Raw genomic sequence first — 21445 nt, forward strand, 5'->3', positions numbered from 1 at the left:
AGGTCGAAGGTTATGCTCGCCCCTTCGCTAGCGCCCTAGAATTTGACTTTTATCAATGATATATTTTTTTTGATAGACTTTAGTATATGATTCTAGAGGTTAGCGTCTAGGGCTTTGTCTCTGAATAGAGCGACACCTGGCCCGTCCTACGGCGCTATGGAAGTTGAGCAGCGGAGAGAAACAATGCAGCAAGCAGCGACCCTACTGGAAGCATGCGTCTTTGCGACGATACTCTGCGGATTTTTCGGCATCATTCTCAAAAAGAACCTGATGATGAAGATCATCTCGATGGACGTTATGAGTACGGGTGTGATTGCTTACTACGTCTTGGTTTCAGCCAGAGCGGGACTGCTGACGCCCATCCAGGCGGAGGCTAAGTCTGGAAGGTATGCCGATCCGGTGCCCCAGGCGGTGATCTTAACTGCAATCGTGATTGGCTTTTCGATTCAGGCGCTGATGCTGGTCGGGGCGATGAAGCTGGCCCGAGACAATCCGACACTGGAAACGAGCGAAATTGAGCGGCACTATACGCCATGAGTACCCTGACGCTGTTTGAAGGCGCGCCTGCCGCGATCGCGTGGATTGCCCTTCCGTTTTTAGCCGGATTCAGTATCTATCTTTTCCCCAGAGCAGACCGCTACCTGGCATCGGCGGTAGCGCTGATTTCGTTTGGCTATGGGTTCCAGCAGCTATTCATAGGGTCCCGGACCTTTGAGCTGCTAGATCATTTTGGCGTTACCTTGGCGATTGACCCGCTCAGCGGTTTTTTCATTTTGACCAATGCGCTGGTGACGGCAGCGGTCATTGTTTACTGCTGGAATGGAAATAGAACGGCTTTTTTCTACGCTCAGATGATTATTTTGCACGGTAGCGTCAACGCCGTTTTTATCTGCGCTGATTTTATCAGCCTATATGTGGCCCTGGAGGTGATTAGCGTTGCGGCGTTTCTGCTGATCGCCTATCCGCGCACCAACCGTTCGATCTGGGTGGGGCTACGCTACCTGTTTGTCAGCAATACGGCCATGCTGTTTTATCTGGTGGGCGCGGTGCTGGTCTATCAGTCTAGCCATTCGTTTGCCTTTGCTGGGCTGAGGGGGGCACCGACCGAAGCGATCGCGCTGATTTTCCTCGGCCTTTTGACCAAGGGCGGCATTTTTGTCTCGGGCCTATGGCTTCCCCTAACCCACTCTGAGTCCGAGACGCCCGTGTCGGCGATGCTGTCGGGGGTCGTCGTCAAAACCGGTATATTCCCGCTAGTCCGCTTTGCGCTGATGGTGCCTGAGCTCGATCCCGTCGTCCGCATCTTTGGGGTGGGGACGGCGCTCTTCGGCGTCGGCTATGCCGTTTTTGCTAAAGATACTAAGCGGATGCTGGCCTTTCACACCATCTCTCAAATCGGCTTCATCCTCGCGGCTCCTGAAGTGGGGGGCTTCTACGCTCTGACCCACGGTCTGGTCAAGGCGGCCCTGTTTATGATTGCCGGCAATCTGCCCAGCCGCGAATTCAAAGTCTTGAAGCAGCAGCCGATCCCAACTTCGGTCTGGATAGTGCTGGTCGTCGCCAGCTTCTCGATCTCAGGCTTTCCCCTATTGTCTGGCTTTGGGGCAAAGGTGCTGACGATGAAAAACCTGTTGCCCTGGCAGGTGATTGGGATGAACCTCGCAGCGTTGGGAACGGCAGTCTCATTTGCAAAATTTATTTTTCTGCCCCACGGCGGCAAGGAGAAGGTGGGGCCTGGTTTTTGGACCGCTATGGGGCTGTTACTCGGTGGCCTTTTCGCAGCCAATGTAGGCTATTACGAAGCCTATACGATTGCCAATACGATCAAACCGCTAGCGACGATTGGGGTCGGTTGGCTGGCCTATCTTTTAATTTTTCAGCGGGCGACCCTCAAGCTGCCCCGGATGATGGAGCAGTTTGAGCACCTAATCGGGGTGATGAGTCTGGTGTTAGTTCTGGTTTTCTGGATGGTGCTGGCATGATTGGTTACCTGGATTTACTGCTGCGGTTGACGATCTGGTTTTTGCTCACCGCCGACCTGAGCCTGGCTAACATTGTCATTGGCGTTAGCGTTGCCCTGCTGCTGCCGCGTAGCTACACGTCACTGGCGGTATTAAAAGACCTGCTGCGGATACTGGGAGAAATTATTATTGCGATTCCAAAAGCTTATTTCGAAGCGTTTGAGATGATGTTTCGTCCGCACGGTCGAGAAGATATCATCATGGAGCGGGCCAAGCCCCGACGGACGCCTGGGCTGATATTTCTGGATATTTTTCTCATCACGTTCACGCCAAAAACGATTGTCTTGAAATATCACGAGGACGGGTGGTATGAGGTGCATCGGGTAAGGAGGAGAAGAGGCAAGAGGGAAGAGGCAAGAGTGAAGGGAGGGACTGGGTAATGGTGTGGGGCTAGGTTTTTCTATTCGTGCAGCAAGGGTTTCAGGTAAGAGGCGGTCGATGGGGTAATGGATGATGGACTGGGTGCTGTTGGCGATGATTTTGGCATTGTTGATTCCGATTTACGAGGCCTGTCAGGATGAAGACATTTGGCAGAAGATGTTGGCTTTTGCCAGCATTGCGACGAAGACGTCGATGATGATTTTGGTAGTCTCGGTACTGCGCGACGACTGGATGATTGGGGTAGTTGGCGTGCTGATTTTGAGCGTCGGGAATGCGGCTTTGATGCTGTTGGCCCACGTTCTCAGGCGGATGAACCTGGGGCGGATGAATCTCGGACGGATGAATCTCGGGCGGATGAGCGAACGATGATCAATATCTTGAGCAATATTTGTATCGGACTAGGACTGGTTTTTTGGTTTTGGGGAACGTTTCCGCTGCTGGGCGAGCGCTCTGTCCTATTCAAACTGCACAGTCTTTCCATCGCCGATACGCTGGGTTCAATGAGTATCATCGTCGGTCTGCTGTTCAGGATTCCCCGAGAATGGCCGCTGCTGATTCTGGCGCTGATTTCTTTGGCAATCTGGAACACGGTACTGGGCTATGTGCTGGCCTACTGTTCGAGCACTGGAGGAGAGAATGCCTGAAGATTGGTATATGGTCGCGATCGCGGCTCTACTGCCCCTGACGGCCTGTATGCTAGTTCTACAGGTCAACCCTTACCACGCGCTAGTGATTCGCGGCATTTTGGGCGCTGTTGCCGCTCTGGTCTATGCCCTCTTTGGCGCTGCTGATGTGGCGCTGACTGAAGCATTGGTGGGCACGATGCTGTCAATCACCCTTTATGCAGTGGCGGTGCGGTCGTCTATGAGTATGCGACTGGGTGTTCTAGAACCGCAGGCAGACCCACCTGAATCCCTACTGATGGCTTTGCGTGAAGTGCTGAGACAGCATCAAATGCGCCTTGAGCGGGTGCCTTACGCCAATCTGTCAGCCTTACGAGCGGCGTTGGAAGCCCAGGAAATTCACGCGGCCTGTATTCCAGGTCTTTCGGTAGCACAGTCGATGGCGGAAGAGGAATCTACCCCGCTCTCACAGGCCGATCGGCTTCCCCACCTGCAAATTCGAGTCCGGCGGCTTCACGACATTATGCAGGCAGAGCTGCCGCCGGGTCAGACCCGGCTCATTGATACAGCCCCATTCAATTTGGCTAAATCATCAGACATTAGCACTGCTGACTCTATTGGGGGACAGCTATGAAGTGGGTCTACGTGGTCGCAGGAATAGCGCTCTATATCAAGATGCTGGTCTTTCCCGATTTGGCTATGGACGCCGCCGACCTACCTGCAGTGGAGTCGGTGGTGCAGGATAGCGGCGTCCCCAATGCCGTATCTGGCCTGATTTTCAGAAATCGGCTTTACGATACCATCTTTGAGGTAGTGGTTTTTACAATCGCTATTATGGGAGTCCGATTTTTGCTATCCGATGAACAGCCCTCGCGCATCGTCTACCAGTTTACCGATCATCCTTCCATTGTTTTGGCTCGCTTAGGTGCCACAATTGCGGCACTGATCAGTATTGAATTAGCGATTCGAGGGCATCTGAGCCCAGGTGGCGGCTTTGCAGCGGGGGTCGCCGGTGGAACGGCCATCGGGCTGGTTGCAATTACGTCGTCGTCAGAATGGATGGAGGCCATTTACCAGCGCTGGCATGCCTCAGTCTGGGAAAAGGTTTCAGTACTCATTTTTATTGTGCTAGCAGTCTTGACGCTGATTGGGATGGAACTGCCCCATGGAGAGTTGGGCACGCTGGTAAGTGGCGGTTGGATGCCGCTGCTCAATATTCTGGTGGCGGTCAAAGTTGCGCTGGGTTCATGGGCTGCGATTTTGCTCTTTATTCGCTACCGAGGGCTTTTGTAGGGTAGCGTTTGCTGTATTGAGTTGCTACAGCTTCATCACCATGGGTGCCAGACGCTCGCATTCTACGCAGAAGAGCTGCCTGAATTTTAGCCTTAAAGTCAGGATCGTCAGCCAGAGCCCAGTTGCTACATTGCTATGTTTCTGGTTTAGAGGTGATTCAAGCAGAGTAGGATAAAGCTGTACTGTGTTGCTCAATGCCGATATGCGCTTTTCCTTCCAGCTTCGAATATCTCTATCTCGTCGCATTTGGCGGGTCTGGCTGTGTCTAGCGCTATCGCTGGCTCTGCTGCTGTCTGGGCTGCCGGGCATGCCGACGGCGCTGGCCGGGCGCGAGGACGATAATTACGATGGCAACATTTTTGCGCTGTATGCCGGGAATGGTTCGCTGGTGCCGCCGCGGGTCAGCCTGGCCCAGTCTATCCAGTATGAAAAACCGGCGCTGGTGTTTATCTACGTCGATGACAGCAAGGACTGCAAGCAGTACGCACCCGTGATCTCGCAGCTTCAGGCACCCTACGGACGGGCGGCGAGTTTCATTCCGATTATGGCCGACGCGATTCCCCAAAAGGCATCCTATGAGCCGTCAGAGCCGGGCTACTACTTTGACGGTGTGGTGCCGCAGACGCTGGTATTTGATCAGTCGGGGGAGGTCAGGTTTGACCAGGCAGGCGCGATCGCCTATGAAGAAATCGACGATGTCCTGCGGGAGGTCTTTGACCTGCTGCCCCGGTCTGAGTCGGTGGAGCTGCGCCGTCGGACGCTGAATGAGGTAACGACTGAGCTGGTGCCGGAGGAGTGAGGGGGGTAATGGGTAGATAAGTAGGGGTAGGGTCTCCCTGCCCGTGCAGCAAGGTCAAACGGGTGAGCTTTAGGGTGGTGCGTGAAGAGGTGATGGGTTAGGGTTTAAAGCTAGGGCTGGCGATCGCGAGCAAAATCCAGCCCAGGATAAAGGCTGCGCCGCCTAAGGGGGTGATGGCTCCAAGCCATCGGATGCCTGAGAGGCTGAGGGCGTAGAGGCTGCCGGAGAAGATGGCGATACCGATGATGAAGCTCCAGCCGGTGGCGGTGAGCCAGGGACTGTCTGGGCTGCGGCTGAGCAGGAGGGCGACCAGCAGCAGCGCCAGGGCGTGATACATCTGATAGCGGATGCCGGTTTCAAAGGTGCTCAGGGCCTTTTCGCTGAGCTGAGATTTTAGCGCGTGGGCGGCAAAGGCACCGCCAGCGACGCCGGTGGCGCCGAGCAGGGCCGCGATCGCGATAAATAAACGGGCGGTCATAGGCGCAGTTTCTTAGCGGGTGGCTTCGATTAGGCGGGAAAAGTAGAAGCGGGTTTTATTCATCGCCTTGCGCTCAATCTGCCAGCCCTGGGTGGTTAGCGCTTTGACCACATCTGCTTCAGCGTGCAGGTAGGCCCGAGTCGCCTTGCTCGGGCCGGGAAAAAATTCACCCACTTTCTTCAGGGCGCTATAGAAGGTCGTTTTGGGCGCAAAGCTGAGGATCACCCGCGACTCGGCTAGCGTGCTCAGGTGAGCAATCATACCGGCGGCTTTGTCCTGGGGATAGTGAATGAGGACGTCCAGACAGATGACGGTGTGGTAGCGGCCCCCGATCTGCTCCAGGTCTTTAGCCTCAAAGGTTGGGATTTGCTCGGGGGAGAGTTCGGCGGCAGCCCGCTCCTGGGCTTCACCCACCATCTTTTCAGAAATGTCACTGGCGTAGACCTGCGCCCCGGCCTGGGCCAGTGGAATACTGAGACTGCCGACGCCGCAGCCCGCGTCGCAAATTTTTAGGTCTGCCAGGTTACCGTCATCCTGAAGCCAGCCGAGGACGGTATTAATCGTCTCCTGGTGGCCCTTGCGAATATCGAGCTGAACCTTATTCACCTCGCCCTCGCCATAGATGCGCCGCCAGCGGTCGAACCCTGTGGCGTTGAAGTAGTCGCGGACAATCGTCTTGTCGTCGGTGGCGCTGGTCATAATTTTCCGCTGGTTTTAGGTTGCTTTTAGAGATAGGCTCAGGCCTGATTTTATCGTGGCGAGGGGAATGAAGCGATAAAATCCGACCTATGGGAGACGATCGGGCCGGGCTGGGGTGAGATCCTTGAGACAAGCTTGAGGATCAAATCATGAATACGCAGGAACGGGAACCCAGAGAGATTGCAACTCGCTCAACCGGTGCCGTCATTTTAGGCGTTCTGCTAATTATCTTAGGGATTATCGCGATCGCAGAGCCGGTCTTTGCGTCTGTCGTGATTGACTTGTTTTTAGGTTGGCTCTTCGTTATTGGCGGCATCATTCAATTCATCTACGCCTTTAAAAGCCGCCATACGGGCGCTGCCGTGCTTAAGATACTGGTCAGTTTGCTCGCGATCGCGGTAGGCGCATTTCTAGTGCTGAATCCACTCAGAGGCGTCCTTTCTCTAACGCTGATTGTAGGCATCTATTTCTTTATTGACGGTGCGCTGCGGGTAATTACGGCGTTTCAAATCAAGCCTAGAGCACGATGGGGCTGGATGCTCTTGAGCGGTATTTTGAACATTATTTTAGGCATTTTAATCTGGTCCCAGTGGCCTTTTGAGGCAGCCTGGATCATCGGTCTGCTGGTCGGTATTAGCTTGGTCGTCAATGGCACAGCGGCAATTCTGTTGGGCACGGTCCCCCAAGCCGCTGCTCGATAACTTTGGGGCTATCGATCTAGGAACGGCGAACAAGGTGATCGCCCAGGCTTAACTCGCTTAGGACAGTTATGATGCACTGAGCCGAATTTTGAGTCTTGTTTTACCCTAGAATTTGAGTCTCGTTTTACCCTAGAAAGAGCGGTGCTATCAAGTTTGGAAAATATTCATGAGGAGAAGCTTTTGGCTGCTGGCCTGGGGAATTGCGATCGCGGTCGTCCTGCTCTGGGGCAAGCCCCTGGCGAATCCCAACCGTCTGCTGGGGGCCGCTAGCTTCGCGTCGATGCCCCGGCCGGTAGTAAAGGTCGATGCCGAGCGGCTGATGGCGGATGTGAGCGCGATCGCGGTGCCGCGACAGACCGCGGACGCGCGGGCCGCAGCACGGGCCTACCTGGTCAGGCAGCTGATTGAGGCAGGCTGGGTTCCCCAGCTCCAGCCCTACGAGAATGGCGATACCGGTGATACGGGTGTCAACCTGATCGCGACTCGGCCCGGTAGTCGCACCGGTGCAGGCAGTATTTTAGTCGGCGCCCATTATGATAGCGTCGCCGACTCTCCCGGAGCCGACGACAATGCCAGCGGCGTTGCGGCGGTGTTAGAGATTGCCCGCCTGCTGGCCAACCAGCCGACGCCGAGAACCCTCCAAATCGCCCTGTTCGACCAGGAAGAAGAGGGGCTAGTCGGCAGTCTGGCCTACACGGCCGCAGCAGACCTGAGCCAGCTGCGGGGCGTCGTTATTTTAGAAATGCTCGGCTATGCCTGCAATACGCCCGGCTGCCAGAAGCTGCCTGCGCGGCTGCCGCTGCCCAATCGCCCCGACAAAGGTAACTTTCTCGCCGTCATCGGCCTGCGAGAACAGTCCAATCTGATCGACGCCTTTCGCAGGGCGGCCCTGCCTGTGATGACGCTGCCCGTCCCTACCAGCGCCCTACGATTTGTGCCCGACCTGCTGCGCAGCGACCATGCCCCTTTCTGGCAGGCTGAGGTGGGCGCGGTGATGGTGACGGATACGGCCAATTTCCGCAATCCCCACTACCACCAGCCCAGCGATACGGTCGATACGCTCGACCCCAGCTTCTTTGCCAAAGCCACCCAGACAGCAGCCGATGCGGTGGTCACGCTGCTGATGGAGAACTGAGTGCGTCTGCTGGAGCTGACGGCATCATTTCGCCTCAAACGCCATCTGCCAGAAATCGGCTTCTTGCTGGGCAACCTCCAGAAATATTGCTTCGGCCTGCTCGGTAGTCGCCGCATCGGCCCCTTGCAGCGCCTGGTCGGCCTGCTGCGCCAGCAGCTTCACATAGTCGGTAAAGGCCGGATTGCCCCAGCGATCGGCAAATTCGGTATAGGGTTCAGGCATGGGGCTGTGTTTTTGCCAACCCTGATTGTAGGACAGCTCAATGGCCCAAAAGGCCGTCGCCTGGACGGCATAGGATTGGCTCGCTAGGTCGGTCATCAGCTGGCAATAGGCCTGACAGTTGGGCTGGATCGCGACTGCCAAATCGAGGCTGCGCTCTGCCGCCTTGGCCTGAAACCAGTTGAGCTCATCTTGCAGCGCGGCTATCCCACTCAGCAGCGGATTGAAATGGTCGGCGGGCGCTGCCGCCAGCAGCCGCCCTGCCATTCGGGTAAAGCCAATTACAAAATGATAGTCCTGCACCAGCCAGGTATTAAACTGTCCCGGCTGAATCGTGCCCGCCTGGCAGCGCTGCAAGAAAGGATGCACCGTCGCCGCCCGCCAGGCGTCGGGATGCTGGTCGATCAGCTGTTGACAGGTCAAAGGCATAGGGTTTGCTTGTAGGTCTAGCTGAGTTTAACAGCCTAGCAGGTCACCACTGGCTGAGACCTAAGCCATTGTACGGATTACGGTAGAACTGGGGCAGAAGGTTAACCTAAAATTAAGCGAGTCACCTGTAGGCTGTTCACCATGACCTTCAAACTCGACCTTAAACCAGAAATTGAAGACCGGTTGATTTCTCAGGCAGCTGCGCAGAGGATTTCTGTCAGCCGCTATCTCGAACTGCTGATCGAACGTCACTTTGCAACTCAGGAAGAGCCCCACTGGAGAAAGGTTCTCGATCAGTTGGGTAGGAGTCCTTCTTTGACAAGAGCACCGCTGCTGTCGGATGAAGCGATTAGCCGCGAAAGCATCTACCGGTAATAATTATGAAAATTACCATCGAACTAACTCCAGATAGCGAAACTCGCCTGATTGCCCGTGCAAAAGCCCAAGGGGTTTCCATAGAACACTATCTCAATGCACTAGTTGAGCACAATTTGGCGACTGAAGAAAAGCTTTTCCATGAAACTGCAACGACTGAGGCATGGGTAGATGCCTTTACAAGTTGGGCAAGCGGACATTCGACCAACGTTCCGCCACTTTCAGATGAGGCAATCAGCCGTGAGAGTATTTACCGTGGCTGAAATTACCGCGATCGCGCCGGGCGAAATTCTGACAGCGGACGCGACCGAATAACATCAATCCGACGGAAGCGCTGACAGATACTCATGCGTTGTCCAAATGCTGATCCAGCCAGGCCAGCAGGTCGTGGATCACCTGCTGGGCGTCTAAGTCGTTGTGGGGCTCGTGGTAGGCCCCTGGATAGAGGCGCAGGCATTTGTCAGAGAGCTGTATCTGCTGAAAAATTTCGCGGCTGCCCTGGGGGCAGATAATTGGGTCGGCTTCACCGTGAATCAGCAGCATCGGCAGGCCCAGCTCGGCGATATGCCGCTTCACCCAGGCAATCGTCTTCAGCGTTTCGCTACCCCAGCGCAGCGTGGCGTAGGGATGCACCAGCGGGTCGGCTGCCGCTTCCCGATTGACCTCGGGATCGCGGGTCAGGCCGCTGGTATCAATGCCCACTTTTAGCGAAAAGCGGGGAAAGATGCCTGAGAGCAGGCGCGCGATTGCAACCCGATAGGGCTTGGCCACGCCCACCGGGCGAATCGGCGGCGCGCTGACAACCAGCCCCCGCAGCTGGCTGACTTCTGGCGCATCGGGATAGCGTAAGACATAGTCCAGTACAATCAGGCCGCCCAGGCTGTGACCCATCAAAAAGAGCGGTGCCTGGGGCTGCCGCTGCCGCACTAGCTGTAAGAACGCCCGCAGATTTTCCTGATAGTCCTGCCAGCTATCAATATGGCCGCGCTGCCCTTCGGACTGGCCGTGGCCCTGATTGTCGAAGGCGCAAACCGCATAGCCCGCCTGGGTAAAGTCAGCCGCGATCGCGGCATAGCGACTAGAGTGCTCACCCAGACCATGCACCAGCGCGAGAATGCCGAGCGGCGTTCTCGCCGGGCACCATGCCTGATAGTAGAGTGACAGCCCATTCGCGCCGGTGAAGGTGCCTTCAGTCTGAGTCAGCTGAGTTGAGGTCATTGGGAGCTAGAGAATAGCAAACCGAGCCCTAGCTCCAGCCGATCGGGACGGCAAAGCTCAAGGACAGGTCGCCGGAGTGATTTGGACGACTTAAACTGTTTGTATTATCTCATCTAAAGAATTTCGATGGTACCGTGCCAGCCATCTAATCGTACCCGCTGGCCGTCAGTCAGGGACTGGGTCGCTGCCGTCACATCCATGACCGCTGGAATGCCGTATTCCCGAGCGACGATCGCGCCATGGGAAAGCTGTCCGCCCACCTCAGCGATCAGGCCGCCCGCCCGAGCCAGCAGCGGCACCCAGCCGGCATCGGTATAGGGCACCACCAGGACAGTCTGGCGATCGACTTCAGCCGTCATATCAAGCCGGGTGAGGATGCGAATCGTTCCCTCCACCAGACCGGGGCTGGCGCCAATGCCTTTGAGGCTGCTGCTCGGCAGCGCCGCTAGCGATTCATCAGGCGTAGGTGGATGAGGACCAGATGAATCGCCATAGACCAGGTAGGGCACCTGAGCCAGGGCCGCATCGCGATCGCGACCGGCCCGGCGCTGAGCAATCTCAGCCTGAGCGGCAGGCCAGTCTGGCTGAGTTACTAAGCTCTGAACTTCGGCCCGGGTCAGAAAGAAGATATCTCCCTCAGCCTGGAATTTCCCCTGCCTCAACCAGCCCTGCTCTAGCTCGATGAAACAGGCCCGCAGCGCTGCCAGCAGGCGGTTATAGACTTCGGCGACGCGGCCCTTGAGGTCGAGCCGGGTCTGGACCTGACGGACTTTCCAACGAGCCGCCACCGGTTGAGCACTAGTATCAGAACTGCTATGAGAACTAGCATCTGCACTGACCGTTGCTTCGGCGTCTGGACCTGAGGCCATCTGCACCAGCAGGGCTCGAACCTGGTGGGGTGCTTCTCGCCAGGTGGGAACTGAAATATCGGTTGCCACTTCGCTGAGGTAGCCGTAGCGGTCCAAAAACCGATCGACCTGCTCAAACACCGGCTGAGCTTCTGGCTGCTCTGACAGGGTGGCCCAAGCCGAGCTCGGTTCGGGGGGCGAGTCGAGCCGACTGAGGAGCGGACGGAGCTGGGTCGCGATCGCGCTGAGCTCTGTCATCGACTGGACTTCAGGATTGCTGCGGCTGCTGAGTTCGCTGGCGTCTACCTTGAGCAGCGCCTGCCGCAGGGCCAGGCCGAGGGGTGCCAGAATGTTGAAATAGGTCGCCTGCTCTAGCAGAGCTAGAATCGTTTCGACCCGCTGTAGCCAGTCCTGGGGCGATGTTTCCCCAGCCGCTTCTATCCGGGCTAAGGCTGGCCCAAACTGCTGCTGGTCAGCCCGGGCAAAGTCCTGGGGTAGCCGCCATTCCTGTCGGGCCAGCCGTAGCAGCCCTGGCAGGTTGCGCAGCGTTGCCGTCAGCGGCGGGCGGCTAAACCCAGCGCCGCGGGTGAGAAAATCTAGACTTTCGGGCGGCAGCCCCATGCGGCGGAAGAGATCGCCCAGCAGGGTGGCGTTGAAGTAGGCTCGGGAATAGCGCAGGCTGGCGGTCTGCTCAAAGTCGATGCCTGCCGCCCGCTGCTTCAGTACCAGGGTAAACAGCTGCCCCCAGACGCCACAGGTGAGGGGGCGGTTAATCGACCAAGTGAGGGGCGGGATGACGCCGGGAATCACCTCGGCGGCAATCTTACGGGTCCAAATCGGCGATAGGTTAGTGATCGGTCGGCTTTGCAGCACCCAGAGCTGCTCGCCGTCAAAACTCCATTCCACGTCCTGGGGCAGGCCGTGATACCGGGCTTCTAAGTGACGGGCCAGAAAGGCGACCTGCTGTAGCAGATTGGCAGGAACCTGGCCGTGGCCCTGGATTGCCGGAGTTTGTTCGGCGGGAGGCAGCCAGGACTGGTCGGGGTCGATCAGCCGGTCATCGATGCTGACCCGGTAGCGTTCTGGCGTCACCTGGCCAGACACCACCTGGGTGGCAGCCCCGGGCAGAGCCTCGATCACGACGGCATTGCCGGCCTGGGCAACCGGATCGCGGCTGAAGGCCACGCCGGAAAAAACGCCCGGCACCTGCCGCTGTACCAGAACGCTCATGCCGCCCTCTGGCAGTCCTCGGTCTCGGCGGTAGCGGCGGGCGGCGGGGCGGTTATAGGCATTGAAGCAGGCCGCGATCGCGGCTTCCAATTCTTCTCCACTGGTCAAATCCAGTATCGACAGGTACTGACCCGCCGCCGAAGCGGTCAGCAGGTCTTCCCCTACTGCTGAAGACCGAGCGACGACGGGCTGGCTGGGCAGCGGATTGATCAGCTCAACCAGCAGGGTGGGGTCGTCTCCAGCGGGCAGCACGTAGCCCGGCGGCACCGGGTAGCCCCAGGCCGTGAGCTGAGATAGCGTCGCGGCCTTAGTGCCCACTTTTTCAGGTCGAAGCTTTTGACTCAGCGGCTGCAGCGCCCGCCCGCCGCGAAAAAATTGAAACATCCGCCGTGACTCTCCAGCTTGTTCGGGCAAATCTAAATCATCGGACAGCTGCTGATAGATCCAGGCCAGCAGCCCGGATAGGCAGGCGACCGCTAAGACTCGCGAGCCATCGCCATACCGCAGGCCGGTGAGAATTGGGAGTAAAATCAGCGGCACCAGCCGTCCCTGATGGCGGAGGCGAAACAGCGTAAAGCTGACCAGGCTGATCAGCAACGTCAGCCCTGCGATCACTGGGTCGTAGAAGATGAATCCCCAAGTCACGTTAGTTGCCCCCGCACCGCGACCCATCCAATAGCGGCCCATGACTAGAGCAATCAGCGCCAGTATGGGCCAAACCGGGTCAGCTCCAAAAAAGTATTGCGCGATCGCAACCGCCCCAATCCCCTTCAGCGCCTCAGCCACGACCGATATAACGCCAACCGCCGTCCCCCCATGGTAGAAGGCTGCCGAAACGCCCACATTGCCAGTCCCAATCTGAGCCAGCCGTTTTCCTGTCAGCCCGCGCACGATCCAGCCGCTCAGAGGCAGCCCCCCTAAGATCGGGCAAAAGATAAAAATCAGCAGCGCGCCATACACCTGAGCCATATTCAAGCCTACGCCATTCCCCTCAGATACCCACCCCATCACCCCTAACGCCTAAGGAGCGCTTCGCGAACACCCGATCACTCGATCACCCCATCACTCTCCCATTCTCCTCGCTCGGGCAGCAGCTCAGCAGCCCTCTCCGAATTTGCAGCCAGATAGTCCCGCAGCCAGGTCCGCCCCTGCTGAATCAGTGATTCCAAGCATCCATTCCAGATCCAAATTGTATTGTCACTCGCTACGGCCAACCGTTCACCCAGCGGGTCAAAATCGATATCCGAAATCGGACTGCGATCGCGCTGAATCACCTGAATTGACTTTCCGTCTCGGCTCCACAGCCGCACGGTCTGGTCGTCACTGGCCGAGGCTAAGACCTGGCCGTTTGGGCTAAAGCAGAGGCGACGGACGCGATCGCGATGTCCATGGAGCTGACGCCGTTCCCGCCCGGCCAAATCCCACAGCCGAATGGTGCCGTCGCCCCTCGCTGTCGCAATCCGCTCGCCGTCCGGGCGGAAGCGAGCGCAGCAGGCACCACCGTCGTGTCCGCCAATGGTCCGTATTAGACCCTGGGCGAGCTGCCACAGTCGCACCGTACCATCTTCACCCGCTGAAACCAGGTGCTGACCGCTGGGATCAAAGGCAACATCCCAAACCGTGCCGTCATGTCCAGTCCAGTGGCTGACTAAGGTGCCATCTCGCTGCCACAGCCGCACGGTGCCGTCGGCTCCCGTCGAAGCAATCAGCTGGCCGTCGGGGCTAAAGCAAACCTGCCAGACTGCGTCGTGGTGGCCGTAGAAGGTGCGCAGGAGCTGGCCGTCTCGCTGCCACAGGCGCACCGTATGGTCGGCGCTGGCGGAAACCAGCTGCTGACCGTCGGGACTCCAGCTGAGGCTGTGAATGCTGCGTCGATGGCTGCCTAGCGTCTGAAGTAGCTCGCCATCCGCATTCCATAGCCGAATGGTGTCATCCTCACTGGCGCAGATCAGTCGCTCTCGGGGATGCCAGCAAATGCTGTGAATGGGGCCGCGATCGCGCTCATAGCGGGTCGGCGGCAGACCGACTAGATCCCACAGCCGCACAACCGGGTCTTCTCCGGCGGAAACTAGGTGACGTCCGTCCGGATGCCAATCTAGACTCGAAATGCTGCTAGGGCTGCGTAGGGTTTGCTGCGTGCCCCCGTCGAGATCCAAAATGGTGACCTGCCGACTGGCGCTCACTGTGCTCAGCCGCTGACCGTCGGGGCTAAAGCAGAGGTCGCGAACGCGGTCATGACCGACTTCAAAGGTCTTCAGCAACGTGCCGTCTAGCTGCCACAGCCGCACCCTATGGTCTTCGCCACCGGAGGCAATCAGCTGGCTATTGGGGCTAAAGACGGCGATTGAGATGCCGCCCCGGTGACCTTTCAAGGTCTGAACAGTTTTGTCTAGCAGATTCCAGAGCCTCAGTCTGCCGTCTGTACTCGTGGCCAACAGCCGCCGCCCGTCAAGGCTAAAGCGAACCCTCTGCACCTCGCTCTGGATTTCTAGGGTTTTGAGCAGCTTGCCCTCCAGGTTCCAGAGGCGAACGGTGCGATCGCGGCTGCCCGAGACTAAAAGTGCGGCCTTGGGATTGAAATGAACGCTGCTGACGCTGTCGGTATGGCGGTTGAGCTGATGCAGTAAGGTGCCGTCACGATGCCACAGGCGGACGGTGCGATCGCGGCTCGCGGTTGCCAGCTGCTCTCCATCGGGGCTAAAGCAAACGTCCAGCACCGCTTCCCGATGGCCGGTTAGGGTTTGTAGCAGTCTGCCCTGACGGCCCCAGAGTTTGACCATCCGGTCTTCACTCGCGGAGGCAATCAGCTGACCGTTGGGACTGCAGCAGACTCGATGTACTCGGCCCCGATGGCCCACCAGCCGATTTTTCTCGTGAATACCGCGCAGCACCTGTTCCAGTGCCTGGCTGATCTGAAGCTTCACCGTCGCACCGGTCTCTGTTTCTTGCTTCGCATCCACAAATGTATCGGACGCAGCCTGTTCAGCCCCCTGAAGCGCCGCCATCAGCGCCCCCAGCCCGTCGCCAGACTCCATTAGCGCTTGGGCCGCGATCGCCCAGGCCCGCACCGCTGCGATTTTCGTCTGCTGGCAGGACTGACCAAGCTGGGCCAGTGTTTGAGCCTGTTCGCATAGGGTGCTTTGCAGCTGGGCCTCAGGGCGGGGCTGCCGTCGCCGCTGGGTGGGGAGAACTTCAGCTAGACCGGCCTGCGGCGGGAGCAGGTCTCCCAAGGTACCGTGAACAAGCTGATAGCGTAGGCCAGACGGCTCAGATAGGATAAACAGCAGCCCAGACTGGGTGAGGATTTCTAACACCAGGTCCAGCTCATCGGCAGAAATGCCTGCTAGGGCAAGGGCGTCTTCCAACTCAGAACGAGTTTTGCAAGATGGGGGGGCATCTTCGCTCAGCAGATAGAGAATAGCCTCAGCCAAAGTTGCGTTTTCTGGTCCACAGTCCTGGATCGCCGCTTTGAGGAAGGTCTGTAACAGTATGGCTTTTGGCGCTTCGCCCAGCTGCTGATACTGACTTAAGGTGGTGATTCCCTGCCGCTGGAGCTGGGTTCCGATAGTCTGCATTGTCAGCGGGTGAATCTGCCCGTTGGCGTCGGCCAGGTCCGCTATCAGGGCCGAAATCAGGTCGTCCTCCAGGTAGACCTGAGCCTGGTCTGTAAGCTGACGGATGGCAGCAGCAGCGGCGTCCGGCTGAAAGGGGCGCAGCTCGTATCGAATTTTTCGGCTCAGAACGTCACTATTGATTGGGTCTACAGCAATCTGGCGACCCCACTCTAGCAGCTGGGGCAGCGTGTCCTGCCGCAGCGAGAGCAGCACTTTGAGATAGGACTTTTGCAAACCGTCGCTCAGAAATTGATAGAAGCTGAGCCGCTGGGCCAGCCGCTGCTGAAAAAAATCTTCAAACTGGTCGAAGATCAGCACGATTTGGTCATACTGCTTCGCTAGCTGCTGTAGCCGCTGCTGTGGAGTTGAGGTATCGTTTTCGAGGGCTTTGGGCTGGCTTAGGGCCTGCGCGATCGCGCTTTCCCAAGGGTCATACCAATCGATCAGGATCGGCAGCAGCGTCCGGCGGCTGTCTGCCGGCGGGGTTCGCAGCTGAGGCAGCAGACCGGCTCGAAGCAGCGTACTTTTGCCCACGCCCGGCAGCCCGTGGAGCACCGTCAGGGGATGGTCTGAGCGCAGACGGGCGACTAGCGCCTCTACTTCTGCCTGCCGCCCTGCTGCTGAAGTCTCTAAAGTGGGGCTGGCGTCAAGTCCTGAGTTCCAGCTGGGAGGTTGCAGAGCGGGAAGCGGTGAGGCTCCGATGAAAGCCTGCTGCCCCAGTTGATACTCCACCTGCTGCTGCTCTCGTCGCAGCTCAAAAGCGCGGCGGTAGTCCTTTTGATCAACGTATAGCTGCCGTAGCAGCTTCAGGATCTGCCGATACAGAACCCGATTATCGGCGGGGTTAGTCTGCTGCTGAGCCAGTTCGAGCTGTTCCTGGGCGACGCTGGTTTTTCCCTGGAGCAGCAGCGCCCGGCCCAGCAGTGCATGGTAGGAACTGCGGTGTTGAGCAGTTTCAACCCCCGTTTCGGAAACGCTGCGGTCTTCCGGCCCAGAGAGTTGTAGAGCCTGTTGAGCATAGGCTTGAGCCGCCGCCGCCGAAGCGGGTGCGGAGTCGCCCAGCTCGACCCTGGCCAGATAGCCATAGTCTCGCGCTAGCCGAATCGGGTCTGACTGATGCAGCGCTTTGCCCTCTTGGGCTACCTCAGCTAGGGCAGGCCAGTCCTCTAGAATTTGCAGCACCTCGGCTAAGGCGTGGATAAAGCGTCCCATCCGCGACTTCTGGCCCAACTGCCGCAATAGCGTCAGGCCGTCGGCAAAATAGTCCCGCGATCGCTGATAGGACGAAACCTCAGTGGCCCGTTTCCGCGCTGCCTGACTGCACCACCAGAGCCCCAGATGAAACAGCAGAACAGCCCGTTTGGCCTGGCCCGATGGCGTATCCTGCGATCGCCAGTAGAGCAGGCTGCGTTCGTAGCGATCGCGGGCCGCCTTTTGCCGCTGACGATGTGCCTGGCGGCCTTCGGCCAACAGCAGGCTGGCCCGCAGGTCTTCATCGATGGACGAGGCAAATTTTTCTAAATCGGCGAGGGCGAACGGCAATTCTGCCTGAAGCAGGGGCCGGCCGATGTCTCCGGGCCACAGTGGCGCATTCGGCCAGACCGGGGCATTGTCGAGAAAATGGCCAAATAATGTCTCCAGCTCCTGCTGCAAAGCTGACCTTAGGGCAGCCTGCGGATATTCAAACCGAATGGGCGCGGCGGCCAGCCGCTGGAAATCCGGCGCATCCTGACTGAGCTGCTGGATTTCAGCGTCGTTTACCCACAGCACCAGGGGATATTTGAACGTATGGGGCCACTGGTGGCGTTCTTGGTTAGCTGCTTTTAGGCTAGACGACAGCTCGGATAGCTGCTCCAGCCCGGTCACCAGCACTAGCTCGGGCTGCGTTTCGGCAGTCTGTTGAACAATGGCCTGCCGCAGCCCCGGCCCCAACGGCGACAGCGTTACCCTTTGAAACTTCAGGGTTTCTTGCAGTTCGGCGATGAGAAACTGCCGCAGCTGGCTGTAGTTCGCCCGCGCCAGAATCAGCGAAAACTGCCCCGCGCCGATGGTCGCTGCCCGCCTCAGACTGTGCAGCGCGTTTTTGTTGTAGGTAATGATGTCAACGGATTTGGCAGACGGCATCAGGAGACCGATCGGCTGACTCAGCGTGGCATCTTAAGATACCGCCCTGACCGCAATCCTTCAACTTACTGGGCAACTGATCGAGCCAGCCTGCTGTTGTATCTACGAGCCAGCCTGGGGCGGGTGCTCCGCTAAGACAGTCTTCAGGTACTGGCCGGTATAGGATTCGGACGACTGGGCAATGGTTTCGGGTGGGCCAACGGCGATCACTTCGCCGCCGCGATCGCCACCTTCCGGTCCCAGGTCAATCACCCAGTCGCAGCAGCGAATCACATCCAGGTTGTGCTCGATCATGATCACCGAATTGCCCTTGTCCACCAGCCGCTGCACGACGTCCAGCAGCTTGTGCACGTCGTAGAAAGACAGGCCGGTGGTGGGCTCGTCAATCAGATAGAGGGTCTTGCCGGTGGAGCGGCGGGCCAGCTCGGTGGCCAGCTTCATCCGCTGGGCCTCGCCACCGGAGAGAGTCGGAGCCGTCTGGCCCAGGCGCACGTAGCCCAGGCCCACATCCACCAGGGTCTGGAGCCGACTGGCGGCTTTGGGAATATTTTGGAAGAAGTCGAGCGCTTCCTCCGCGGTCATCTGGAGCACGTCGGAGATGGTCTGGCCCTTGTACTTCACCTGGAGGGTTTCACGGTTATAGCGAGCCCCCTTGCAGACCTCGCACTGCACATAGACATCGGGCAGAAAGTTCATTTCGATCACGTTCACCCCCTGGCCGCCGCAGGCCTCACAGCGTCCGCCCTTGACGTTGAACGAGAACTGGCCGCGCTTGTAGCCCCGCGCCTTGGCCTCAATCGTCTCGGTGTAGAGGTCGCGGATCACATCGAAGACGCCGGTGTAGGTGGCCGGGTTGGAGCGGGGCGTGCGGCCAATCGGCGACTGGTCGATCACGATCACCTTATCCAGGGCCTTCAGCCCCTTCACCGGCTCCATTTCCTTCGGTTGGGGAATCTTACTGCCGAAGTGGTGGCGCAGGGCCGGGTAGAGCAGCTCGTTAATCAGAGTCGATTTACCCGATCCCGAAACGCCGGTAATGCAGACAAACTGCCCCAGGGGAATCTCGACGTCGATGTGCTGGAGGTTATTGCGGTGGGCGTTGCGAATCAGCAGACTGCGACCGCTGCCGGGTCGGCGCTCGGCTGGGGTAGCGATCTGGCGACGGCCCGAAAGGTAGGCCCCCGTAAGTGACGCTTCGGCGGCGAGAATGTCGGCAAACTGACCCTGGGCGACAATCTGGCCGCCGTGAATGCCCGCTCCCGGTCCAATGTCTACCAGGTAATCCGCCGCCCGGATGGTGTCTTCATCGTGCTCCACCACGATTAGCGTATTGCCCAGGTTGCGCAGCCGGGTCAGGGTTTGCAGCAGCCGCTCATTATCGCGCTGGTGCAGCCCGATGCTGGGCTCATCCAGCACGTAGAGCACGCCGCTTAGCCCGGCCCCGATCTGAGTCGCCAGACGAATCCGCTGGGCTTCGCCGCCCGACAGGGTCATCGCCGTCCGGTCGAGGGTGAGATAGTCGAGCCCCACATCGATTAGAAAGGTTAGTCGGGCCTTGATTTCCTTCAGCACCAGCTCGCCGATCTGGATCTGGCGCGGGCTCAGCTTGGGGGCCGCACCGTTTTCACCCACCAGGTCGTAGACGCGATCGCGGCAGTCCCGAATCGAAACGCAGGTAAAGTCGCGGATGGTGTAGGGACCGATCCGCACCGCCAGAGACTGGGGCAGCAGCCGCGCCCCGTGGCAGGTTTCACAGGTCTGGTCGATCAGGTATTTTTCCAGCTTTTGCTTGTAGGTTTCCGAGGTAGACTCGCGATACTGCCGCTCCAGCATTGGCAGGACGCCCTCATAGCGGCGGCTATAGCTCTTCGTCTGGCGGTAGCGAGAGTCGGTTTCAATGTGAATTTTTTCTTCTGAGCCGTGCAGGATGATCTGCTGCTGCTCTTCGGTGAGCTTTTCCCAGGCGGTTTGCAGCTCAAAGCCGAAGGCCTGACCGACGCTGTAGAGCAGCGAGAAATAATAGGTGTTGTCTTTTTCTGACCAGGGCGCGATCGCGGCATAGACCGGCAGGCTGGGGTCGGGCACGACCAGCTCGGCAGCGAAGGTGCGCAGGCTGCCCAGGCCGTGGCAGGTGGGGCAGGCCCCGTAGGGCGAGTTAAAGGAAAACAGCCGGGGCGACAGCTCATCCATCACCGCGCCGTGCTCGGGACAGGCGAAGTTCTCTGAGAACACGAGCTGCTGAGGCACTCCGTAGCAGCCCTCGGGTTCGGCGGCCATGGGCATCGGGTCAGCATTACGGTCAGCTCTGCGGCTAGACCTGCGGTCAGACTGGGACTGCTCAACCACCCGGGACTGGGGCAGCACGTCGATCACGGCAATGCCGTCAGAGCGTCTCAGGGCAGTGCTCAGGGAGTCCACCAGCCGCTCCTGCAAATCGGCTTTTTTGACCAGCCGATCGACGACAACCTCGATGTCGTGCTTTTTGTTTTTATCCAACTCCACCAGGTCGTTCAGCTCGCGGGTTTCGCCGTCGATCTGGACTCGCACAAAGCCCTCCGCCGCCAGTCCCGACAGCAGCTTTTGATGGGTGCCCTTCTTGCCGCGCACCACCGGGGCCAAAATCTGAAAGCGAGTGCGGTCCGGCAGCAGCATCACCTGATCGACCATCTGGTCGATGGTCTGGGGGGCGATGGAGCGATCGCAGATCGGGCAGTGGGGCTGCCCGGCCCGACCGTAGAGAAGCCGCAGGTAGTCGTAAATTTCCGTCACCGTACCCACAGTCGAGCGGGGGTTGTGGGAGGTCGATTTCTGATCGATCGAGATCGCCGGGCTGAGCCCCTCAATCGCATCTACGTCGGGCTTATCGACCTGGCCCAGAAACTGCCGGGCATAGGCGCTGAGCGACTCGACATAGCGCCGCTGGCCCTCGGCAAAAATCGTATCGAAGGCCAGAGAAGACTTGCCCGAGCCCGACACGCCGGTAAACACCACCATCCGATTGCGGGGCAGCTCCAGGTCGATATTCTTGAGATTGTGCTGACGCGCCCCCCGAATCTGAATCAGGTCGTCTGAGAGATTGGGGAGATTGGGGAGATTTGGCAGCTTTCCCGGCAGTTTGCCATTGCCCCCGGCGAGGGACGTCGGCTGAGCGCGGCCTGGCATTTTCGAAGGTTTAGATCGGGGCATGGGGGAATCGTTTAGTCGCTGGGCCTGCTCGTCATATTTTTTAATGATAGTAAACCAGTTCGCGCCTGGCTG

Annotated in this window: 19 protein-coding genes; 12 read left to right on the top strand and 7 right to left on the bottom strand. The window is 58.6% G+C overall.

The genetic code is table 11. The annotated features are described in order from the left end of the window. Positions 1 to 183 precede the first annotated feature (183 nt). The 8 genes from IQ241_RS00140 to IQ241_RS00175 all read left to right on the top strand — a co-directional run bounded on the left by IQ241_RS00140 (position 184) and on the right by IQ241_RS00175 (position 5117). On the top strand, positions 184 to 537 hold the full coding sequence (locus IQ241_RS00140) for an NADH-quinone oxidoreductase subunit K (protein ID WP_193904385.1): 354 nt from the start codon (positions 184 to 186) through the stop codon (positions 535 to 537). Further along, positions 534 to 1982 carry a cation:proton antiporter gene (locus tag IQ241_RS00145; protein WP_193904386.1) on the top strand — a complete coding sequence of 483 codons (1449 nt, stop codon included), beginning with the start codon at positions 534 to 536 and terminating at the stop codon, positions 1980 to 1982. The genes IQ241_RS00140 and IQ241_RS00145 overlap by 4 nt, the downstream gene beginning before the upstream one ends. After that, a complete protein-coding gene (locus tag IQ241_RS00150) occupies positions 1979 to 2401 on the top strand; it encodes a Na+/H+ antiporter subunit E (protein WP_193904387.1) in 423 nt (140 codons plus the stop codon). Before IQ241_RS00145 ends, IQ241_RS00150 begins: the two co-directional genes overlap by 4 nt. 73 nt (positions 2402 to 2474) lie before the next feature. After that, positions 2475 to 2771, top strand: a complete 297-nt coding sequence (locus tag IQ241_RS00155; RefSeq protein WP_193904534.1) for a hypothetical protein — start codon at positions 2475 to 2477, stop codon at positions 2769 to 2771. Continuing rightward, entirely contained in the window at positions 2768 to 3046 is a 279-nt protein-coding gene (locus IQ241_RS00160; RefSeq protein ID WP_193904388.1) for a monovalent cation/H(+) antiporter subunit G, read from the top strand. The genes IQ241_RS00155 and IQ241_RS00160 overlap by 4 nt, the downstream gene beginning before the upstream one ends. Further along, on the top strand, positions 3039 to 3659 hold the full coding sequence (locus tag IQ241_RS00165; protein ID WP_193904389.1) for a DUF4040 domain-containing protein: 621 nt from the start codon (positions 3039 to 3041) through the stop codon (positions 3657 to 3659). The genes IQ241_RS00160 and IQ241_RS00165 overlap by 8 nt, the downstream gene beginning before the upstream one ends. Continuing rightward, a complete protein-coding gene (locus tag IQ241_RS00170) occupies positions 3656 to 4318 on the top strand; it encodes a Na(+)/H(+) antiporter subunit B (protein ID WP_193904390.1) in 663 nt (220 codons plus the stop codon). The genes IQ241_RS00165 and IQ241_RS00170 overlap by 4 nt, the downstream gene beginning before the upstream one ends. 202 nt (positions 4319 to 4520) lie before the next feature. Further along, positions 4521 to 5117, top strand: coding sequence for a thylakoid membrane photosystem I accumulation factor (locus IQ241_RS00175; RefSeq protein WP_193904391.1), 597 nt, complete (start codon positions 4521 to 4523; stop codon positions 5115 to 5117). 97 nt (positions 5118 to 5214) lie between these two features. Here IQ241_RS00175 and IQ241_RS00180 read toward each other — a convergent pair whose 3' ends face one another. Together IQ241_RS00180 and bchM are read right to left on the bottom strand one after the other, a co-directional pair. Beyond that, positions 5215 to 5595, bottom strand: a complete 381-nt coding sequence (locus tag IQ241_RS00180; RefSeq protein WP_193904392.1) for a DUF423 domain-containing protein — start codon at positions 5593 to 5595, stop codon at positions 5215 to 5217. A 12-nt stretch (positions 5596 to 5607) separates the two neighbouring features. Further along, the gene (gene bchM, locus IQ241_RS00185) at positions 5608 to 6294 is read right to left on the bottom strand and encodes a magnesium protoporphyrin IX methyltransferase (protein ID WP_193904393.1); all 687 of its coding nucleotides are present in this window, start codon (positions 6292 to 6294) and stop codon (positions 5608 to 5610) included. A 149-nt stretch (positions 6295 to 6443) separates the two neighbouring features. Between bchM and IQ241_RS00190 the strand changes: the two genes are divergently transcribed. Together IQ241_RS00190 and IQ241_RS00195 are read left to right on the top strand one after the other, a co-directional pair. Next, on the top strand, positions 6444 to 6995 hold the full coding sequence (locus IQ241_RS00190; protein WP_193904394.1) for an HdeD family acid-resistance protein: 552 nt from the start codon (positions 6444 to 6446) through the stop codon (positions 6993 to 6995). A gap of 166 nt (positions 6996 to 7161) precedes the next feature. Next, entirely contained in the window at positions 7162 to 8130 is a 969-nt protein-coding gene (locus IQ241_RS00195) for a M28 family peptidase (RefSeq protein ID WP_193904395.1), read from the top strand. Positions 8131 to 8154: 24 nt separating this feature from the next. Here the strand turns inward: IQ241_RS00195 and IQ241_RS00200 are convergent, their stop codons facing one another. Continuing rightward, positions 8155 to 8778, bottom strand: coding sequence for a thiaminase II/PqqC family protein (locus IQ241_RS00200; protein WP_193904396.1), 624 nt, complete (start codon positions 8776 to 8778; stop codon positions 8155 to 8157). Positions 8779 to 8919: 141 nt separating this feature from the next. Between IQ241_RS00200 and IQ241_RS00205 the strand changes: the two genes are divergently transcribed. Together IQ241_RS00205 and IQ241_RS00210 are read left to right on the top strand one after the other, a co-directional pair. Then, the gene (locus tag IQ241_RS00205; RefSeq protein WP_193904397.1) at positions 8920 to 9153 is read left to right on the top strand and encodes a hypothetical protein; all 234 of its coding nucleotides are present in this window, start codon (positions 8920 to 8922) and stop codon (positions 9151 to 9153) included. Between the two features lie 5 nt (positions 9154 to 9158). Beyond that, a complete protein-coding gene (locus tag IQ241_RS00210; RefSeq protein WP_193904398.1) occupies positions 9159 to 9416 on the top strand; it encodes a hypothetical protein in 258 nt (85 codons plus the stop codon). Positions 9417 to 9498: 82 nt separating this feature from the next. Here IQ241_RS00210 and IQ241_RS00215 read toward each other — a convergent pair whose 3' ends face one another. The 4 genes from IQ241_RS00215 to uvrA all read right to left on the bottom strand — a co-directional run bounded on the left by IQ241_RS00215 (position 9499) and on the right by uvrA (position 21373). Then, a complete protein-coding gene (locus IQ241_RS00215; RefSeq protein ID WP_193904399.1) occupies positions 9499 to 10371 on the bottom strand; it encodes an alpha/beta hydrolase in 873 nt (290 codons plus the stop codon). A 113-nt stretch (positions 10372 to 10484) separates the two neighbouring features. Next, positions 10485 to 13418, bottom strand: a complete 2934-nt coding sequence (locus IQ241_RS00220) for a glycerol-3-phosphate acyltransferase (RefSeq protein ID WP_193904535.1) — start codon at positions 13416 to 13418, stop codon at positions 10485 to 10487. Between the two features lie 77 nt (positions 13419 to 13495). Then, positions 13496 to 18187 carry a WD40 domain-containing protein gene (locus IQ241_RS00225; RefSeq protein ID WP_193904400.1) on the bottom strand — a complete coding sequence of 1564 codons (4692 nt, stop codon included), beginning with the start codon at positions 18185 to 18187 and terminating at the stop codon, positions 13496 to 13498. 102 nt (positions 18188 to 18289) lie between these two features. After that, complete coding sequence (gene uvrA, locus IQ241_RS00230; protein ID WP_228021233.1) at positions 18290 to 21373, bottom strand: excinuclease ABC subunit UvrA; 3084 nt, start codon at positions 21371 to 21373, stop codon at positions 18290 to 18292. Positions 21374 to 21445 lie beyond the last annotated feature (72 nt).

Origin of the sequence: Vasconcelosia minhoensis LEGE 07310, from assembly GCF_015207255.1 — a bacterium.
Classification (GTDB): domain Bacteria; phylum Cyanobacteriota; class Cyanobacteriia; order Phormidesmidales; family Phormidesmidaceae; genus Vasconcelosia; species Vasconcelosia minhoensis.

Excerpts from the sequence above, each read along its gene's own strand:
- IQ241_RS00140 (WP_193904385.1), top strand. The coding sequence starts at position 184 with ATGCAGCAAGCAGCGACCCTACTGGAAGCATGCGTCTTTGCGACGATA.
- IQ241_RS00145 (WP_193904386.1), top strand. The coding sequence starts at position 534 with ATGAGTACCCTGACGCTGTTTGAAGGCGCGCCTGCCGCGATCGCGTGG.
- IQ241_RS00150 (WP_193904387.1), top strand. The coding sequence starts at position 1,979 with ATGATTGGTTACCTGGATTTACTGCTGCGGTTGACGATCTGGTTTTTG.
- IQ241_RS00155 (WP_193904534.1), top strand. The coding sequence starts at position 2,475 with ATGGACTGGGTGCTGTTGGCGATGATTTTGGCATTGTTGATTCCGATT.
- IQ241_RS00160 (WP_193904388.1), top strand. The coding sequence starts at position 2,768 with ATGATCAATATCTTGAGCAATATTTGTATCGGACTAGGACTGGTTTTT.
- IQ241_RS00165 (WP_193904389.1), top strand. The coding sequence starts at position 3,039 with ATGCCTGAAGATTGGTATATGGTCGCGATCGCGGCTCTACTGCCCCTG.
- IQ241_RS00170 (WP_193904390.1), top strand. The coding sequence starts at position 3,656 with ATGAAGTGGGTCTACGTGGTCGCAGGAATAGCGCTCTATATCAAGATG.
- IQ241_RS00175 (WP_193904391.1), top strand. The coding sequence starts at position 4,521 with ATGCGCTTTTCCTTCCAGCTTCGAATATCTCTATCTCGTCGCATTTGG.
- IQ241_RS00180 (WP_193904392.1), bottom strand. The coding sequence starts at position 5,595 with ATGACCGCCCGTTTATTTATCGCGATCGCGGCCCTGCTCGGCGCCACC.
- bchM (WP_193904393.1), bottom strand. The coding sequence starts at position 6,294 with ATGACCAGCGCCACCGACGACAAGACGATTGTCCGCGACTACTTCAAC.
- IQ241_RS00190 (WP_193904394.1), top strand. The coding sequence starts at position 6,444 with ATGAATACGCAGGAACGGGAACCCAGAGAGATTGCAACTCGCTCAACC.
- IQ241_RS00195 (WP_193904395.1), top strand. The coding sequence starts at position 7,162 with ATGAGGAGAAGCTTTTGGCTGCTGGCCTGGGGAATTGCGATCGCGGTC.
- IQ241_RS00200 (WP_193904396.1), bottom strand. The coding sequence starts at position 8,778 with ATGCCTTTGACCTGTCAACAGCTGATCGACCAGCATCCCGACGCCTGG.
- IQ241_RS00205 (WP_193904397.1), top strand. The coding sequence starts at position 8,920 with ATGACCTTCAAACTCGACCTTAAACCAGAAATTGAAGACCGGTTGATT.
- IQ241_RS00210 (WP_193904398.1), top strand. The coding sequence starts at position 9,159 with ATGAAAATTACCATCGAACTAACTCCAGATAGCGAAACTCGCCTGATT.
- IQ241_RS00215 (WP_193904399.1), bottom strand. The coding sequence starts at position 10,371 with ATGACCTCAACTCAGCTGACTCAGACTGAAGGCACCTTCACCGGCGCG.
- IQ241_RS00220 (WP_193904535.1), bottom strand. The coding sequence starts at position 13,418 with ATGGCTCAGGTGTATGGCGCGCTGCTGATTTTTATCTTTTGCCCGATC.
- IQ241_RS00225 (WP_193904400.1), bottom strand. The coding sequence starts at position 18,187 with ATGCCGTCTGCCAAATCCGTTGACATCATTACCTACAACAAAAACGCG.
- uvrA (WP_228021233.1), bottom strand. The coding sequence starts at position 21,373 with ATGCCCCGATCTAAACCTTCGAAAATGCCAGGCCGCGCTCAGCCGACG.